Source organism: Amycolatopsis dendrobii (assembly GCF_014145675.1).
In the GTDB taxonomy this organism is placed as follows: domain Bacteria; phylum Actinomycetota; class Actinomycetes; order Mycobacteriales; family Pseudonocardiaceae; genus Amycolatopsis; species Amycolatopsis dendrobii.
Window position 1 is genome coordinate 542,250 of record NZ_JACGZW010000006.1, and the last position, 17,326, is coordinate 559,575.

The 17,326-nt window shown below is 67.6% G+C and carries 12 protein-coding genes; 9 read left to right on the forward strand and 3 right to left on the reverse strand.

What is annotated here, in order from left to right; genetic code table 11:
* Positions 1-172 precede the first annotated feature (172 nt).
* Genes H4281_RS20635 through H4281_RS20655 form a run of 5 tightly spaced genes read left to right on the forward strand, consistent with a single transcriptional unit; the run spans position 173 to position 7,279 of the window.
* Positions 173-1,249 (forward strand): ABC transporter substrate-binding protein, encoded by a 1,077-nt coding sequence (locus H4281_RS20635; protein WP_182892567.1) that lies wholly within the window; start codon positions 173-175, stop codon positions 1,247-1,249.
* Positions 1,249-2,826, forward strand: a complete 1,578-nt coding sequence (locus H4281_RS20640; RefSeq protein WP_182892568.1) for a sugar ABC transporter ATP-binding protein — start codon at positions 1,249-1,251, stop codon at positions 2,824-2,826. Before H4281_RS20635 ends, H4281_RS20640 begins: the two co-directional genes overlap by 1 nt.
* Entirely contained in the window at positions 2,798-3,757 is a 960-nt protein-coding gene (locus H4281_RS20645) for an ABC transporter permease (protein WP_037818333.1), read from the forward strand. The genes H4281_RS20640 and H4281_RS20645 overlap by 29 nt, the downstream gene beginning before the upstream one ends.
* Entirely contained in the window at positions 3,754-4,737 is a 984-nt protein-coding gene (locus H4281_RS20650; RefSeq protein ID WP_182892569.1) for an ABC transporter permease, read from the forward strand. Before H4281_RS20645 ends, H4281_RS20650 begins: the two co-directional genes overlap by 4 nt.
* 52 nt (positions 4,738-4,789) lie before the next feature.
* Complete coding sequence (locus tag H4281_RS20655; RefSeq protein ID WP_182892570.1) at positions 4,790-7,279, forward strand: LamG-like jellyroll fold domain-containing protein; 2,490 nt, start codon at positions 4,790-4,792, stop codon at positions 7,277-7,279.
* Positions 7,280-7,327: 48 nt separating this feature from the next.
* Here H4281_RS20655 and H4281_RS20660 read toward each other — a convergent pair whose 3' ends face one another.
* The gene (locus tag H4281_RS20660) at positions 7,328-7,735 is read right to left on the reverse strand and encodes a PGPGW domain-containing protein (RefSeq protein WP_182892571.1); all 408 of its coding nucleotides are present in this window, start codon (positions 7,733-7,735) and stop codon (positions 7,328-7,330) included.
* Between the two features lie 109 nt (positions 7,736-7,844).
* Between H4281_RS20660 and H4281_RS20665 the strand changes: the two genes are divergently transcribed.
* Both H4281_RS20665 and H4281_RS20670 read left to right on the forward strand, forming a co-directional pair.
* Positions 7,845-8,501: a GNAT family N-acetyltransferase gene (locus H4281_RS20665; protein WP_312872151.1), complete on the forward strand. Its 657-nt coding sequence runs from the start codon at positions 7,845-7,847 to the stop codon at positions 8,499-8,501.
* A 1-nt stretch (position 8,502) separates the two neighbouring features.
* Positions 8,503-9,126 carry a class I SAM-dependent methyltransferase gene (locus H4281_RS20670; RefSeq protein WP_220507482.1) on the forward strand — a complete coding sequence of 208 codons (624 nt, stop codon included), beginning with the start codon at positions 8,503-8,505 and terminating at the stop codon, positions 9,124-9,126.
* On the opposite strand, the gene H4281_RS20675 is transcribed toward H4281_RS20670, so the two are convergent.
* Positions 9,123-9,728: an FMN reductase gene (locus H4281_RS20675; RefSeq protein ID WP_182892572.1), complete on the reverse strand. Its 606-nt coding sequence runs from the start codon at positions 9,726-9,728 to the stop codon at positions 9,123-9,125. The genes H4281_RS20670 and H4281_RS20675 overlap by 4 nt on opposite strands.
* 31 nt (positions 9,729-9,759) lie before the next feature.
* A complete protein-coding gene (locus tag H4281_RS20680) occupies positions 9,760-10,854 on the reverse strand; it encodes an LLM class flavin-dependent oxidoreductase (RefSeq protein WP_182892573.1) in 1,095 nt (364 codons plus the stop codon).
* A 241-nt stretch (positions 10,855-11,095) separates the two neighbouring features.
* Here H4281_RS20680 and H4281_RS20685 point away from each other — a divergent pair, with 241 nt between their 5' ends.
* On the forward strand, positions 11,096-13,147 hold the full coding sequence (locus H4281_RS20685; RefSeq protein WP_182892574.1) for a DNA gyrase/topoisomerase IV subunit B: 2,052 nt from the start codon (positions 11,096-11,098) through the stop codon (positions 13,145-13,147).
* A gap of 32 nt (positions 13,148-13,179) precedes the next feature.
* A complete protein-coding gene (locus tag H4281_RS20690; protein WP_182892575.1) occupies positions 13,180-16,974 on the forward strand; it encodes a DNA topoisomerase (ATP-hydrolyzing) in 3,795 nt (1,264 codons plus the stop codon).
* Positions 16,975-17,326: the final 352 nt, after the last annotated feature.

The window sequence follows — 17,326 nt, forward strand, 5'->3', positions numbered from 1 at the left end:
ATCACGAGCCCGCGAGGCTCTCGGCACCAGCCCCGACGACCACGTAGTGTAGCGACGTTTTGCCTGTTTACAACGTTGTTCCAACGATGTAAAAATAGCCGGAGCTCAGCGGGGTGACGGTCGTCACTCCGCCGAGCGGGTTGCCCCAGTCGTCGGCTGCGAGGAGTCCGCCGTGTCCCCGTCCGTCCCTGCCCGCTTCGCTCTGGTCGCCGGCGCCGCCACGGCACTCGTGCTCGCCGGGTGCACCAGCCGCGAGGAAACCCCTGCCGCGCAAAGCAATGGCTCCGGTCCGGCCGCCTCGGCCGCGTCCGCCGCGCCGAGCGCCGACGGCTGCACCATCGGCAAGACCGGCTACCCGAAACTCGACCCGAAGACCGCGATCGTCGGCTTCTCCCAGTCGGAGAAGGAGGCGAATCCGTTCCGGATCGCCGAGACGCAGTCCATCCGCACCGAGGCGGGCAAGCTCGGCATCCCGGCCGACCACCTGCTCACCACGAACGCGCAGAGTGACCTCAACAAGCAGATCTCGGACATCAAATCGCTGCTGGACCGGGGTGCGCAGCTGCTCATCGTGGCCCCGCTGAACTCCGACGGCCTGCAGCCCGCGCTCGACGCGGCGAAGGCGAAGAAGGTCCCGGTCGTCACCATCGACCGGCAGGTGACGTCGAAGCCGTGCACCGATTACCTCACCTTCATCGGGTCGAACTTCATCGAACAGGGCCACCGCGCGGCCGCCGCGCTGGCCAAGTCCACCGGCGGAAACGGCAAGGTCGCGATCCTGCTCGGCTCCTCGGGCAACAACGTGACCACCGACCGCACCAAGGGGTTCAAGGACGAACTCGCGAAGACGCCCGGCCTCACCGTGGTCGCCGAGCAGACCGGCGAGTTCGACCGGTCCAAGGGCCAGTCGGTGATGGAGCAGCTGATCCAGAGCCATCCGGACCTCACCGCGGTGTACGCGGAGAACGACGAGATGGGCATCGGCGCGGTCAACGCGCTCAAGACCGCGGGCAAGAACCCCGGCAAGGACGTGAAGGTCGTGTCGGTCGACGGCACCCGCAACGCGGTGCAGCTGATCGTCGACGGCAGCTACAACGCGGTCGTCGAGTCCAACCCGCGGTTCGGGCAGCTGGCCTTCCAGACGCTGCAGCAGTTCGAGGACGGCAAGCCGATCCCGCCGAGCATCGTCATCACCGACGACTCCTACGACGAATCGAACGCGGCCCAGAAGGTCGGGAACGCGTACTGATGACGAGCACGGCCGACACCCAGGTGGCGACCATGACCGCACCGGTGCTCGAGGTGACCGGGGTGACCAAACGGTTCCCCGGCACCGTGGCCCTCGACGACGTCTCCTTCAGCCTGCGGCGCGGCGAAGTCCATGCGCTGGTCGGGGAAAACGGCGCGGGCAAGTCCACTTTGATCAAGGTCCTCACCGGCGTGTACCGGCCGGACGAGGGCCAGGTGCGCCACCTCGGCGAACCGGTCGAGTTCCGCAGGCCGATCGACGCGCAGCGCGCCGGGATCTCCACCATCTACCAGGAGGTGAACCTCGTCCCGCTGATGAGCGTGGCGAGCAACGTCTTCCTCGGCCGGGAACCGCGCACCCGCACCGGATTGATCGACTGGTCCGCGATGAACGAGCAGGCGCGCGAACTGCTCAGCGGGTACGGAATCGACACCGACGTACGGCGTCCGCTGCACACGCTCGCGGTCGGTGCGCAGCAGATGGTCGCGCTGGCCCGCGCGGTGTCGGCGAAGGCTGGCGTGGTCGTGATGGACGAGCCGACGTCGTCGCTCGAACCGCGCGAAGTGGACACCCTGTTCGAGGTGCTGGCCCGGCTGCACGCCGACGACATCGCGGTGCTCTATGTGAGCCACCGGATGGACGAGCTGTACCGGGTGTGCGACAGCGTCACGGTGTTGCGCGACGGCCGCCTTGTCCACAGTGGACCGCTGAAGCCATTGCCGCGCATCGAACTGGTGTCGATGATGCTCGGCCGGGAGATCCGGCAGATCCGCGCTGAGGGCGTCACCGCGTTCGGCGAGGAGCATCACGCGGAGAAGGAACCGTTGCTGCAGGCCTCGAATCTGTCCGGCGGGAACAAGCTGCACGACGTTTCGGTGAGCGTGCGGCCGGGCGAGGTCGTCGGGCTGGCCGGGCTGCTCGGGTCCGGCCGGAGCGAGACCGCGCGGGCTGTGGTCGGAGCGTTCCCGCTCGACGGCGGTACTGTCCTGCTGGCCGGAAAGCCGTTGAAGCGCGGGAAGATCTCCGCCGCGATGCGGGCCGGGATCGCTCTGCTGGCCGAGGATCGCAAGGCGGACGGGATCATTCCCAATCTGTCCGTGCGGGAGAACATCGTGCTCGCCGCACTGCCGAGACTGTCCACTTTCGGCTTTGTCAGCCGGGCCAAACAGGACCGGGTGGTGAAGACGTTCATGGAACGGTTGCGGATCAAGGCGTCCAGTCCGGAGCAGAAGGTGTCCGAGCTGTCCGGCGGCAACCAGCAGAAGGTCTTGCTGGCGCGTTGGCTCGCCACCGGGCCGAAAGTGCTGCTGCTGGACGAGCCAACCCGCGGCATCGACGTCGGGGCCAAAGCCGAGGTGCAGGCGCTCATCGACGAACTGGCGCAGGACGGGCTCGGCGTGCTGCTGATTTCGTCCGAGCTGGAAGAGATTCTCGACGGCGCGGACCGGGTGGTCGTCCTGCGCGACGGCAGCGTCGCCACCGAACTGGCCGGCGACGCGGTGACCGAAGACAACGTGCTGGCGGCGATAGCCGCAGGGGGTGACAACGATGTCGACCGCGACACTGACGAGACCTGACCGAGCTCGCGTCACGAGCTGGCTGCAGAACTACGGCGTGTACCTGGCCGTGGTCGTGCTGCTGCTGTTCAACATCGCGTTCACGCAGAACTTCCTGTCCGCAGCCAACTTCCGCACGCAGCTGGTGCAGGCCGCGCCGGTGTGCATCGTCGCGCTCGGCATGGCGCTGGTGATCGGCACCGAGGGCATCGACCTGTCGGTGGGCTCAGTGATGTCGGTCGCCGCGGCGCTCGTCCCGCTGTATCTCGGTGCCGGGCCGGTGATGGTGATCGTGGTCGCGCTGATCGCCGGGGTCGCTTCCGGGCTGTTCAGCGGATTCCTGGTGGCTCAACTCGGTATTCAGCCGATCATCGCGACACTGGCCTTGCTCGTCGGCGGTCGCGGGCTGGCGCTCGTGATCGCGCACGGACAACTGGTTCAGCTGCACAACCCGGACTTCCTCGCGCTCGGCACCGGCGACGTGCTCGGCGTGCCGATCATGGTCCTGGTAGCCGCTGTTCTCTCGGTGCTGGCCGGATTGCTGGTGCGGCGCACCACCTTCGGCCGGCACTTGGTCGCGGTCGGCGGCAACCGTCCCGCTGCGACGCTCGCCGGACTGCCGGTGAAACGCGTCCTGATCGGCGTGTACGCCATGTCCGGCGCGCTGGCGGCCATCGCTGGCGTGCTGTCCACCGCACGGCTCGCCGCGAGCGATCCCAACGATCTCGGCCTGCTGATGGAACTTTCGGCGATCACAGCGGTGGTAGTCGGCGGCACTCCGCTCACCGGCGGCCGCGTGCGCGTGCTCGGCACGGTGTTCGGCGCGCTGCTCATGCAACTGGTGCACGCCACGCTGATCAAGCACAACCTGCCCGATTCCGCCGCGCAAATGGTGCAGGCCGCCATCATCGTCGCCGCGGTGTACGTCGCCCGGGAACGGAGCACGCGATGATCGCGACCACCGCCGCCCCGCCGTCGGAACGCGGCGCGGCGTTCGCGGCAGTCCTGCAACGCCAAGGCGCGGCCGTAGTGCTCGTGCTCGGCGTGGCCGCCGCGTGGTTCGCCTTCCCGCGCTTCGGATCCGCGGACAACCTGCGCGATCTCGCCTTGCAAAGTTCTTTTCTGGCCGTGATCGCGCTGGGCATGACGTTCGTGATCATTTCCGGCGGGATCGATCTGTCCGTCGGCTCGGTGTACGCGCTCGGCGGCGTGCTGGCCGCGTACGGTTCCCGGTACGGCCTGGTCGTCGCGATCCTGCTGCCATTGGTCGTTTGCGGGCTGATCGGATTCGTCAACGGGCTCCTCATCGCCCGTACGAAGATGGCGCCGTTCATCGTCACGCTCGCCTCGCTGCTGTTCGCTCGCGGGCTCTTGCTGGCCTTGACCAACGAGGGCGCGACAACGTACAAAGTGGAGCCAGGTTCGGCGTTGCTCTGGCTGGGGCAAGGCAAGATCTTCGGCATCGGCGTACCGGTGTATCTCGCTTTGGTCCTTTTCGGACTCGGCGGAGTGCTGCTGCGCCGGACCCGGTTCGGCCAGTCGGTATTCGCGCTCGGCGGCTCGGAACAGTCCGCGTTGCTGATGGGTCTTCCGGTGGCCCGCACCAAAATCGCCCTCTACGCGCTCAGCGGCACGCTCGCCGGATTCGCCGGCGTGCTCACCGCGGCGTACCTGCAATCGGGCGTCACCGTGCTCGGCGTCGGCACGGAACTGGACGCGATTTCCGTCGTGGTCATCGGCGGAACGCTGCTCACCGGCGGCGCGGGAACCGTCATCGGCACGCTCGTCGGCGTGCTGCTGAAGACGCTGATCCAGAACGTCATCAACCAGGTCGGCACTCTCGATTCCAACTACCAGACGGTGGTCAGCGGCGCGTTCCTGCTGGTCGTCGTCGTGATCCAGCGACTGCTGGCCCGTTCCCGCCGATCCTGACCCGCGCAGTTCCCCCTTCGTACTGATCCACCTGTCACTAGGAGGTTCGACGATGGTCCGTCCTGCCCGCAGACCCGGCCGTTTGGCCACGGTGGCCGCCGCGCTCGCTGTGGCCGTGTCCGGGTTGTCGAGTGTCCCCGCCGCCGCGGCCGATCCGCCGCAGTGGCATCGCCTCACCCCTCCCCTGACCACCCCGTGGACCAACCAGGTTTCGCCGGACAACGCCCTTCCCGAATACCCGCGGCCGCAGCTGACCCGCGACAACTGGCAAAACCTCAACGGCGTCTGGGAATTCTCCGCCGCCAAACCCGGTGATTCCCCGCCGATCAACCGCAGTCTCGACGAACGCGTCCTCGTGCCGTACCCGGTCGAATCGGCGTTGTCCGGAATCATGCGGCACGAAACGTCGATGTGGTACCGGCGGACGTTCCAGGTGCCGAAGAACTGGCACGTCGGCGGCCGGGACCAGCGGCTGATCCTGCACTTCCAGGCGGTCGACTACGACACCACGGTGTGGGTCAACGGCCATCAGGTCGCCCGCCACACCGGCGGCTACGACGCGTTTTCCGCGGACGTCACCAACGCGCTGACCACCGGGAAAGACCAGGAAGTCGTCGTCGGCGTCACGGATCCCAATGACGCGGGCGGGCAACCGCTCGGCAAACAACGCAAACCCGGCGACGGAATCTTCTACACCCCGACGTCCGGCATCTGGCAAACCGTCTGGATGGAACCGGTGACCCCGGCCTACATCTCGCGAGTGGACACCACTCCCGATGTCGCCAGCGGATCGGTCACCGTCAACGCCGTGGTGGGCGGGCCGGCGAAACAACGCGTGCAAGCCGTCGCCTACGACCACGGCCGCGTCGTCGGCTTCGCGTCCGGGCCGGCGAACACCCCGTTGAAGCTCAAGGTGAACAAGCCGCACCTGTGGACGCCGGACGATCCGTTCCTGTACGACCTGCGCGTGTCACTGACGTCCGGGGACAGCGTCAGTTCGTACTTCGGCCTGCGTTCGGTTTCCATCGGCAAGACCGCCGACGGCAAGCAGCGGATGCTGCTCAACGGCAAGTTCGTGATGCAACTCGGCCCGCTGGACCAGGGTTTCTGGCCGGACGGCATCTACACCGCGCCCACCGACGCGGCGCTGAAGTTCGACCTGGAACAGGAAAAGGCGCTCGGATTCAACATGGTGCGCAAGCACATCAAGGTCGAACCGGACCGCTGGTACTACTACGCGGACAAACTCGGCCTGCTGGTGTGGCAGGACATGCCCGCGATGAAGGACGACATCGAGGCGACACCCGCGTCCCAGGCGAATTTCGAATCCGAACTGCACCGGATGATCGACCAGCACCGCAGCTTCCCGTCGATCGTCACCTGGGTCCCGTTCAACGAAGGCTGGGGCGACTACGCCGTCGGCCGGATCGCCGACCAGGTCAAGGCCTGGGACCCGACCCGGCTCGTGGACGCGGAATCCGGCGTCAACTGCTGTCGCTCCGAACCGGACAGCGGCCGCGGCGATCTCTACGACGACCACACCTACACCGGTCCCGGAACCCCCGTGCCGGACGGGAACCGCGCCGCGGTCGACGGCGAATACGGCGGCCTGGGCCTGAAGGTCGACGGACACCAGTTCGACCCGGCAGGCAGCTTCGCCTACGAGATGGAACCAGACAGCGCCACGCTCACCCGCCGCTACGCCGAACTCCAGCAACGCCTCTTGCTCGCCGGACGGCAATGCGGCGTGTCGGCAGGCGTGTACACGCAGACCACCGACGTGGAGAAGGAGGTCAACGGGTTCTTCACCTACGACCGTCAGGTGAAGAAGATGGACTTCGCCGCCGTCCGGGCCGCGAATCTGTCGGTGATCAACGGCGTCGACGGCTCGCCACAACAGGGTCCGGTGATCCCGCCAGGCACCCCGGGCATCGACGGAATCGCCGCCTACCCGTTCGACGAGAACGGCGGCACCACCGCGGCGGACACCGTGGGCCACCACGACGCCACCCTCGTCGGCGGCGCTTCCTGGACCGCTGGCCACAGCGGTTCGGCCCTTGCGGTGAACGGCTCCGGCCAGTATGCGGACGCCGGTGCACCGCTGGTGAAGACCGACCTCAGCTACAGCGTCGCCGCCTGGGTCAAGTTCAACGCGGTCGGCGACGGTTTCCAGACCGTGGTGAGCCAGGACGGGAACGACCACAGCGCGTTCTTCCTGCAGTATTCCGGCGCGGACCACAAGCTGGCGTTCAGCTTCGTGGGTACGCGGGCGCTCGCGCCGATCACTCCGGAAGCAGGACGCTGGTACCACCTGGTCGGGGTTCGGGATGCCGCTACTGGGCAGCTGGCGCTATACGTGGACGGTCAGCTGGCGGCGTCGAAGAGCGTCTGTCTCGGCGAGGCGTCCACTGGCCACACCGTGATCGGCCGCGGGAAGTACGGCGGGAACCCGGTCGACTTCCTGAACGGGGCAGTGGACCAAGTGCATCTGTACGACCGGGCGCTGTCCGCTGCTGAGGTGGCAAAGCTCTACGCGTCCTGACCTCCGTGAAGGACTCCTTGAGGGAATTAGATTCCCTCGAGGAGTCCTTCACGGCTCTTCCCGCTTCGCCCGCACCCGCCGATAACTCCAGATCAGCAACGCGAACAAGATCAAGCTGGACAAGATCAAACTGGTCCCAGTGCTCCACCCGCTCAACGGCAACGACCGCACCGTCCCCCACACGATCCCCGCGGCCAGCAGCGCCAGCCCGGCCAGCACCGAGCCGGCGATGCGCAGCGGCGAGGACACGCTTTCCTCCGCGGCTCGCATCGCCCGCGTCCGCACCGGGTCGACAAATCGCTGCAGCGCCGGGAACTCCGACGCCAGCACCAGCAGCCCGGCGAGCACCAGCAGCAACCCCGGCCCCGGCAGCACGAGGAGCACGACTCCGACGATCACCAGCGCCCCGCCGACGACCGAAAGGAGCACCCGGCGCACTGGCTTGCCCAATCCCATCGGGCCAGTGTGCCGCCGGGCTCGCGGTACTGCCAGCCGGACTGTCCATACTGGACCCCGGCAGCGGAGCGGGACGTTTTTGTCGGTGCCGGGTGGTTAGCTGCTCAGCGTGGTCGAATCACTGCCTGACCTCATCCGCCGCTGGCAGGCGGGATGGGGCACGTCCCGAGGATTCCGGCCCGCCGGAGAAACGCGCGGCGGGCTGCACGTCCTGCTCGAACAACCGGATCGGCACCGCGAGGTCATCGCGTTGTCCGCCGAACCCGACATCCTGCGCGGTCTTGCCGAAGAGGTCGCCGCAGCAGAACGCCCGACCTGGCTGACCGTGCCCACGAACCGGCCGGAGGAAGTCGCGGCGATCGTGCGCGAGGCTGGGCTGAAGCTGCGGGACGCACGCGAAGCGCTCATGACCATTCCCCTGCGCCGACATCCACCGCGTCCAGCCCCGCCGCCCTACACAGGGGCGACCACCATGAACGGGGCGGTGTGCGAAACCGTGCTGCGACATCCCGGCTCGGGCGTCGCGGCACGAGGGACCATGGCCGTGGTCGGCGCCGACGCGATCGCGGACCGAATCGAAACCGTCCCCGAGCATCGCCGCCGCGGTCTCGGCAGCGTGGTGATGAGTTCGCTCGCGGAAAACGTCATGGCACACGGCGCGACCACCGGCATCCTCATCGCCACAGCGGACGGGCGCCAGCTGTATTCGGCGCTGGGCTGGAGCACGCGCGCCACCGTCCTCATCGCCCAGAGTCCGGCGGGCTGACATGGAATGGCTCACCGACACCCGAACGTCCTACGACGCAGTGGCGGAGGACTACGCCACGTTCGTCCGCGACGCGCTCGGCAAGCAGCCGTATCTGCTTGCCGCACTGCGGTTATTCGCCGAACAAGTCGACGACGGCCCAGTCGCCGACGTCGGTTGCGGGCCCGGCCAGGTGACCGCCCACCTCAACGACCTCGGCGTAGCCGCGTACGGCGTCGACCTCTCCCCCGGCATGATCGAGGTCGCCCGGCGCGACTATCCGGCTCTGCGGTTCGAGGTCGGGTCGATGACCGATCCGCTGCCTGCCGCGGCGCTGGCCGGGATCGTGGCGTGGCAGTCGGTCATCCACCTGCCCGACGACCTGCTCCCGGCCGTCCTCGCGAACTTCCGCCAGGCACTGCGTCCGAACGGATTGCTTCAGTTGCTCTTCCACGTCGGCGACGAGACCCGGCTCAAAACCGAGGGCTACGGCGGCCACCCGATGAAGGTCCAGGTGCACCGCCGCCCACGAGAACGCATGACGACATGGCTGCGAGACGCCGGGTTCACCGTCGAGGCCGAACTGCTCCTCAACCCGGAAACCCCGGCGCCGCAGGCACTCTTGACCGCTAGGAGCCGCCGTTAGTGACCAGCCAGCAACTGCTCGAACGACACCGACGCGTATTCGTCGTCCGGCTTCGCCTCAGGCGCCGCCGCGACCAGCTGCGCCAGCTCGCGACCAGCCCGCTCCACGCGCTGCTGCAACGCACCTGTCGCCTCGGCGCTGCCCCAGTCCGACGACGCCGCGTACACGCCTGTCGCAACCACGGTCGCGCGAAGGTAGGCGAAGAGCGGCCGCAGCGCGAAGTCGAGCGCGAGCGAATGCCGTTCCGTACCGCCCGTCGCGGCGAGCAGCACCGGCTTGCCGTCGAGCGCTTCCTTGTCCAGCACGTCGAAGAACGATTTGAACAGCCCGCTATAGGAAGCGGTGAACACCGGCGTCACGGCGATCAGGCCGTCCGCGCGCGTCACGGTGTCGATCACTTCCCGCAGCTGCGGGCTGGGAAACCCGGTGAGCATGTTGTTGGTGACGTCCACCGCGATGTCGCGGAGTTCGAACACCTTCACCGTCACGTCCTCGTCGACCAGTGCGGCGCGGGTGGCCTCGGCCAGCCGGTCGGCCAGCAGCCGCGTCGACGACGGCTGGCTCAAACCCGCGGTGACCACGGCGATAGTGCGTGCAGTCATGACCTCTCCACTAAGTCCGGCGAAACCCAGGTCAAGCGGTGACGGCCTGCGCTTCGCGAGCGGCCTTGAGCGATTCGTGCGTCGGGGCGTCCGGCACGTGCGCCGGCCGCTTCGCGTCCAGTTCCTTGCGCAGCACCGGCACGACCTCCTCGCCGAGCAGGTCGAGCTGCTCCAGCACGGTCTTCAGCGGCAGGCCCGCGTGGTCCATCAGGAACAGCTGGCGCTGGTAGTCGCCGAAGTGCTCGCGGAAGGTCAGCGTCTTGTCGATGACCTCCTGCGGGCTGCCGACAGTCAGCGGCGTCTGCTCGGTGAAGTCCTCCAGCGACGGGCCGTGCCCGTACACCGGCGCGTTGTCGAAGTAGGGCCGGAACTCGTTCCACGCGTCCTGCGACTTCGGCCGGATGAACGCCTGCCCGCCGAGCCCGACGATGGCCTGGTCGGCCTTGCCGTGCCCGTAGTGCTCGAAGCGCTGCCGGTAGAACGCGATCAACTGCTGGAAGTGCGAGGTCGGCCAGAAGATGTGGTTCGCGAAGAACCCGTCGCCGTAGTAGGCGGCCTGTTCGGCGATCTCCGGGCTGCGGATCGAGCCGTGCCACACGAACGGCGGCACGCCGTCGAGCGGGCGCGGCGTCGAGGTGAAGCCCTGCAGCGGGGTGCGGAACTTGCCCTGCCAGTCGACGACCTCCTCGCGCCAGAGCTGGTGCAGCAGCGCGTAGTTCTCGACGGCCAGCGGGATGCCCTCGCGGATGTCCTTGCCGAACCACGGGTAGACCGGGCCGGTGTTGCCGCGGCCCATCATCAGGTCGAGCCGCCCGTCGGCCAGGTGCTGCAGCATGGCGTAGTCCTCGGCCAGGCGCACCGGGTCGTTGGTGGTGATGAGGGTGGTCGACGTCGAGAGGACGATCTTCTCCGTCCGCGCCGCGATGTTCGAAAGCAGCACCGTGGGGTTCGCCGGCGCGGCGAACGGCGGGTTGTGGTGCTCTCCGACGGCGAAGACGTCGAGACCGACCTCTTCGGCCTTGAGCGCGATCTTGACCATCGCCTTGATGCGCTCGTGCTCCGAGGGCGTAACGCCCGTGGTGGGGTCGGTCGTGACGTCGCCCACCGAGAAGATTCCGAACTGCATGACCGCTCCCTAGCCGGTTGCTTCCTACCTTGCTTGTCGGCACAACTACTCGCGTGGAAGATGTATTCCTACGGGACTATACCGGTGACCTGGGACACGCTGCCGGACACCGTCCGGGGCGCAGCGGCCAGTTCCTGTCAGGGGGTGCGGATATCCTGCAGTACGGTGACGGCCCGGGGCCCCTGCTCCGGCCGCCTGTTTGCCCACCGAACAGCACGCCTCGATCCGGGAGAACGACCTCGTGACCGCTGAGACTCTGTACGGGGCCGACGACCTGACCCACCTCGAAGGACTCGAGGCGGTCCGCAAGCGCCCCGGGATGTACATCGGCTCCACCGACAGCCGAGGCATCAACCACCTCTTCTCCGAGGTCGTCGACAACTCCACCGACGAGGGCGTGGCGGGCCACGCCTCGCGCATCGTCGTCACACTGCACGCCGACGGCAGCGTCCAGGTGGACGACGACGGCCGCGGCATCCCCACCGGCGTCCACGCCAAATCCGGCCTTTCCGGCGTCGAACTGGTGCTGACCCGGCTGCACGCCGGCGGCAAGTTCGGCGGTTCCGGGTACAAGACGTCCGGCGGCCTGCACGGCGTCGGCGCCTCGGCGGTGAACGCGCTGTCGCACCGCTTCGACGTCACGGTGAAGCAGGACGGCAAGGTGCACCAGATGTCGTTCGCGCACGGCGTGCCCGGCGTGTTCGACGGCCCCGGCCCGAAGGCGAAGTTCACTCGCCGCTCCGGGCTCAACCTCGTCGGCAAGATGAAGCGCGGCGAGCGCAGCGGCACGTCGATCCGCTACTGGTACGACGCGCGGTACTTCGAAACCGGCGCGGCGCTGGACGTCGAGGGCGTGCGCACGAAGCTGCGCAACACCGCGTTCCTCGTGCCGGGCGTCACGTACGTGCTGCGCACCACGTTCGAGGACACCATCAACGAGGAGACCTTCCACTTCCCGAACGGGCTGGCGGACATGGTCGACTTCCTCGCCCCGGACAGCGAAAAACCCGTCTGCGGCACGCTGATGATCACCGGCGAGGGCACGTACAAGGAGAACGCGGCGGACGCCAACGGCGTCATGCAGTCCAATGTGGAGCGACACGCCGAGGTCGAGGTCGCGCTGCGCTGGGGCACCGGCTACGAGCGCACCGTGGAGTGCTTCACCAACACGATCCGCAACGTGCACGGCGGCACGCACCGGCGCGGCTTCGACCGCGCGGTCACCCGTGCGCTGCAGGACGTGATCGGCAAGACGCGCGGGCTGCTCAAGGCAAAGGAGGACCCGCCGACCACCGAGGACGTGCTGGAGGGCATGACCGCGGTGATCCACGTCCGGCTGCCGGAACCGCAGTTCACCTCGCAGACCAAGGACGAACTGTCGACGGCGGGCATCACGCGCGTCCTCCAGGGCATCGTCGACAAGCAGGTGCGCGCCTGGACCGAGGACCGGAAAACCAAGTCCGAGGCCAAGATCGTGCTGCAGAAGGTGGTCGACGCGGCGCGCGTGCGGCTCACCCAGAAACAGCAGAAGGACGCCGCCCGGCGCAAAACCGCGCTCGAGGGCGCGGCGATGCCGCCGAAGCTGGTCGACTGCCGCACCACCGGCGTCTCGCGCAGCGAACTGTTCCTGGTGGAGGGCGACAGCGCGCTCGGCTCGGCGCGCATGGCGCGAGTGTCGGAGTACCAGGCGCTGCTGCCGTTGCGCGGCAAGATCCTCAACGTGCAGAAGGCGTCTCTCGGCGACACGCTGAAGAACGCCGAGATCGCCTCGATCGTGCAGGTGCTCGGCGCGGGCACCGGCCGCACATTCGACCTCTCGACGATGCGCTACGGCCGCGTGATCCTGATGGCGGACGCGGATGTCGACGGTTCGCACATCCGCACGCTGCTGATCACGCTGTTCGCGAAGTACATGCGCCCGGTGATCGAGGACGGCAGGCTGTACGCGGCCATGCCGCCGCTGCACAAGATCACCACGAAGGGCCGCGGTTCGGAGACCATCTTCACCTTCACCCAGCGCGAGATGGAGCAAAAGGTCGCCGAACTCGAAGCGGCGGGCAAGACGGTCGTCACGCCAGTGCCGCGGTTCAAGGGCCTCGGCGAGATGGACGCCGACGAGCTGTGGGAAACCACGATGAACCCGGCGACGCGCTCGGTCCGGCGGATCACGCTCCAGGACGTCGAGGCCGCGGAGCTGGCGCTGGAACTGCTGATGGGCGAAAAGGTCGAGCCACGGCGCAACTGGCTGGTCGAATCGTCCGACCGCGTCGACCGCGACGCCATCGACGTCTGAGTTTTCCGTTCGTTCCCAAGGAGTTGTGAGCCATGGCTCGCCGTAGCAAGAGCCCGGTGACCCGGGTCGACCCGAGCGCGTTCGACTCGCCGGGCGCGCAGGTCTTCGACAACCCGCTGAAGACGGAGATCGAAGACTCGTACCTGGAATACGCGTACTCGGTGATCCACTCGCGCGCCCTCCCGGACGCGCGGGACGGCCTGAAGCCGGTGCACCGCCGGATCCTGTTCTCGATGAACGAGAACGGCTACCGCCCGACGCACGCGTACGTGAAGTCGTCGCGCGTGGTCGGGGACTGTTTCGTGCGCGGCGCGCTGGTGTCGACCCCGGGCGGTCTCCGGCCGATCGAATCCATCGAGATCGGCGACCAGGTGCTCGACAGCCACGGCAACGCCGTGCCCGTCGCCGAGGTCTACGAGAACCCGCCGGACGAACTCGTCCGCGTCACCTGGTCGAACGGCCACACCATGACTGTCACCCCGGGGCAGCGGTTCCGCACGGTGGCCGAAGACTCGACCCTGGACTGGACGCCCGCCCGCGATCTCACCGGGCGGCTGACCGTCGCCTACGGGAGCGGCCGCCGGGAAAGCCTGCCGCAAGGCGGTGACCGGTACAGCTATCTGCTCGGCTTGATCACGGCCGAAGGATTCGCCGTCGACCGGAATCGCCCCGCGGACGGACGCGTCCGGATCCACATGTGCGACATCGAACCCCTCGACGCCGTGCACGAGTGGGCGACGGCCAACGGCGTGCGGGTGTCGCGCGGGACTCGCGTCGCGGCCAAACCGGAATGGCGCGACCAGCACATCCTGACCTTCGCCCGGCATGACGGACTGCTCGCGGCAGGCGAGCCGCTCAGCGACGCGAAGCACGTCCCAGCGGAAGTCCTCTCGGACCGGGCCTCGTGGGCCCCGTACCTCGCCGGTCTTTTCGACGGCGACGGCTACATCCGGAAGAACCACCGGGAGATCGTCTACGTCAGCACGAGCGAAAAACTCGTGCGGCAGGTCTACTCGATGCTCGCGGATCTCGGCATCCACGGCCACCACTGGAGCAACCCCAAGGAAAACGGTCACAAGACGCTTTTGGGCTTGTCCGTCAGCGGATCCGATGCCGCGGTGCTGGCCCGCGTCATGCTGCCGTGGACCACCATCGGTTACAAGAAGAGCAGTCTCGAAAAGCTCACCGAGATCGCTTACGAGTACGGCGGAAAGCAAGGGAACGACCGGCTGCCCAATAAGGGGATCATGGCCGAGTTCTCCGCCGCGCATCGCGGCGGAGGCTGGTTCCGCGACACCGCCGGATCCGCGTTCCGGGCATCACTGTCGGCGGAGACCGGTGCCGCCGTCCGCTACGGAAAGGATCGGCACGGCACCGCGCTGGCCGACCGCTCGTTCCGGCTTTCCCGGGCGCGTCAGGACGGCTGGATCGAGAAGCTGCGCCGGATAGGATCCCCGCTCGCGGACCGGCTCGACGCACTGAACGGGTTCTCGTTCCTCGAAGTCGTTTCCGTCGAACGGGTCGAGCCCGAGGTCACCTACGACATCCAGGTGGGCACCGAGGACCACGAATTCGCCGCCGAGGGTTTCGTCGTCCACAACTGCATGGGCAAGTACCACCCGCACGGCGACGTCGCGATTTACGATTCGATGGTCCGGCTGGCGCAGGACTTCTCGATGAACGCCCCGCTGATCGACGGGCACGGAAACTTCGGCAGTCCAGACGATGGACCGGCCGCTTCGCGTTATACGGAAGCCCGGATGTCGAACGAGGCGATGCTGCTCGTCGGCGAACTCGGCGAGGACACCGTCGACTTCCGGCCGAACTACGACGGTTCGCTTGAGGAACCTTCGGTGCTGCCGGCCGCGTACCCGAATCTGCTGGTCAACGGCACGTCCGGGATCGCGGTCGGCATGGCGACCAACATGATCCCGCACAACCTCGGCGAGGTGATCGGCGCCGCGCGGTGGCTGATCAACCATCCGAACGCCACGCTCGACAAGCTGATGGAGTACGTCCCGGGCCCGGATCTGCCCACCGGCGGCAGCCTGCTGGGCCTGGACGAGGTCCGCAAGGCCTACGAAACCGGCCGCGGCGTGGTCCGCATGCGCGCGAACGTCGAGACCGGCCCGCTGGAAGGCAGCCGCGGCAGGCAGGCCATCACGGTCACCGAGCTGCCGTACGGCGTCGGCCCGGAAAAGGTGATCGAGAAGATCACCGACGAGGTCAACAAGTCCAAGCGGCTCACCGGAATCGCGGACGTCAAGGACCTCACCGACCGCGAGAACGGCACCCGGCTCGTCATCGAGTGCAAGGTGGGCGTCAATCCGCAGGCGCTGCTTGCGGATCTTTATCGCCTTACGCCGCTGGAGCAGTCGTTCGGCATCAACAACCTGGTGCTGGTCGACGGACAGCCGCAAACGCTCGGCCTGAAGGCGCTGCTGGAAGTCTTCCTGCGGCACCGCTACGAGGTCGTCACGCGGCGCACGCGCTACCGGCGCCGCAAGCGCGAGGAACGCCTGCACCTGGTCGACGGTCTGCTGATCGCGCTGCTGAACATCGACAAGGTCATCCGGCTGATCCGCGAAAGCGAAAACGCGGCCGCCGCGAAGGACGGCCTGATGACGAAGTTCAAGCTGTCCGAGATCCAGGCGACGTACATCCTGGACACCCCGCTGCGCCGCCTCACGAAGTACGACCGCCTGGAACTGGAAAACGAGCAGGACAAGCTGCGCGCGGAAATCGCCGAGCTGACCACGATCCTCGAGGACGAGTCGGTCCTGAAGAAGCTCGTGTCGACGGAACTGGCGAAGATCGCCAAGGACTTCCCGACCGAACGCCGCACCCGCCTCATCGACGGCGACCTGAAGGAAGTCCTGGCCGCGTCGAAGCCGTCCGGCCCGCTGGAAGTAGCGGACGACCCGTGCCAGGTGATCCTGTCGGCGACCGGCCTGGTCGCCCGCACCGCAGCGGAATCCGAAGAAGCGTCGGAAGTCCGCCGCCGAAACGGCCGGGTAAAACACGATGCCGTGTCAGCCGTCGTGCACACCACCGCACGCGGCCAGGTGCTGCTGGTGACCAGCCGGGGCCGCGCGTTCAAGACAGACGTGCTGCCCCTGCCCGTGCTGCCGGAACAAGCAGGCACTGTCTCCTTGCGCGGCGGCATGGCAGCGAAAGAGCTGGTACCGCTGGAAAAGGGTGAACGCGTCGTAGGCATCGCCCCGCTGGGCGAACAAGCAGGCAACTCGCCAGGCTTGGCCATCGGCACCCGCGGCGGCGTAGTGAAGGTGTGCGCTCCCGACTGGCCAGTGCGCTCGGACGAATTCGAAGTCATCAGCCTCAAGCCCGGCGACGAGGTCGTCGGCGCGACTTGGCTGACCGACGGAAACGAAACCCTGGCGTTCATCTCGTCCGACTCGTCCCTGCTCCGCTTCGCCGCGAGCCTGATCCGCCCGCAAGGCACCAAGAGCGGCGGCATGGCAGGCGTGAAACTGTCCGCGAACGCCAAGGCTGTCTTCTTCGGAGCCATCCGCACCGACGACGAAGAACACGGCGAACCGATGGTCGTGACGGCAACGGGTCAGAGCGTCAAGGTCACGCCCTTCAGCGAATACCCCGCCAAGGGCCGCGCCACCGGCGGCGTGCGAACCCACCGCTTCCTCAAGGGAGAAACCGAAGTCCAGGTCGCCTGGGTGGGCCCCCGCCCAGCAGGCGCGAGCCGCACCGGCGACCCAGTGGAACTCCCGGAAATCGACCTCCGGCGAGACGGCTCGGGCCACGCCCACCCAGGCCCAGAAGTAGTAGGCCACCTCATCGAACGCGGCTAGCACCAGCCGTACGGGGAACCCTGAGGAACTCTGCTTCCCACAGGGTTCCCCGCACGCACATCCAGCCACGAATCCGGCCCGCCCACCGGGGTTTTCTCAGCATCGCGCGAGTACCCGACGCTCGCGATGCCAAGGCCCGCACGGGAGCGAAGCCGCGCACCCCCGAGCACGCGGAGTGCCCACGCGCGATCCCAAGCCCGCAAGGGAGAGAACCGCGCCCCCTTCCAACCTGCCGACTCTCAACACCGCCTCAGCGAATCCACTGCAAACCGCCCAGTGGAGCGCTAGCCCCACCGCAAACCGCACCGAAGCACCCACCCCTCGAAGCACCCACACCTCCCCCGCCCCCGAT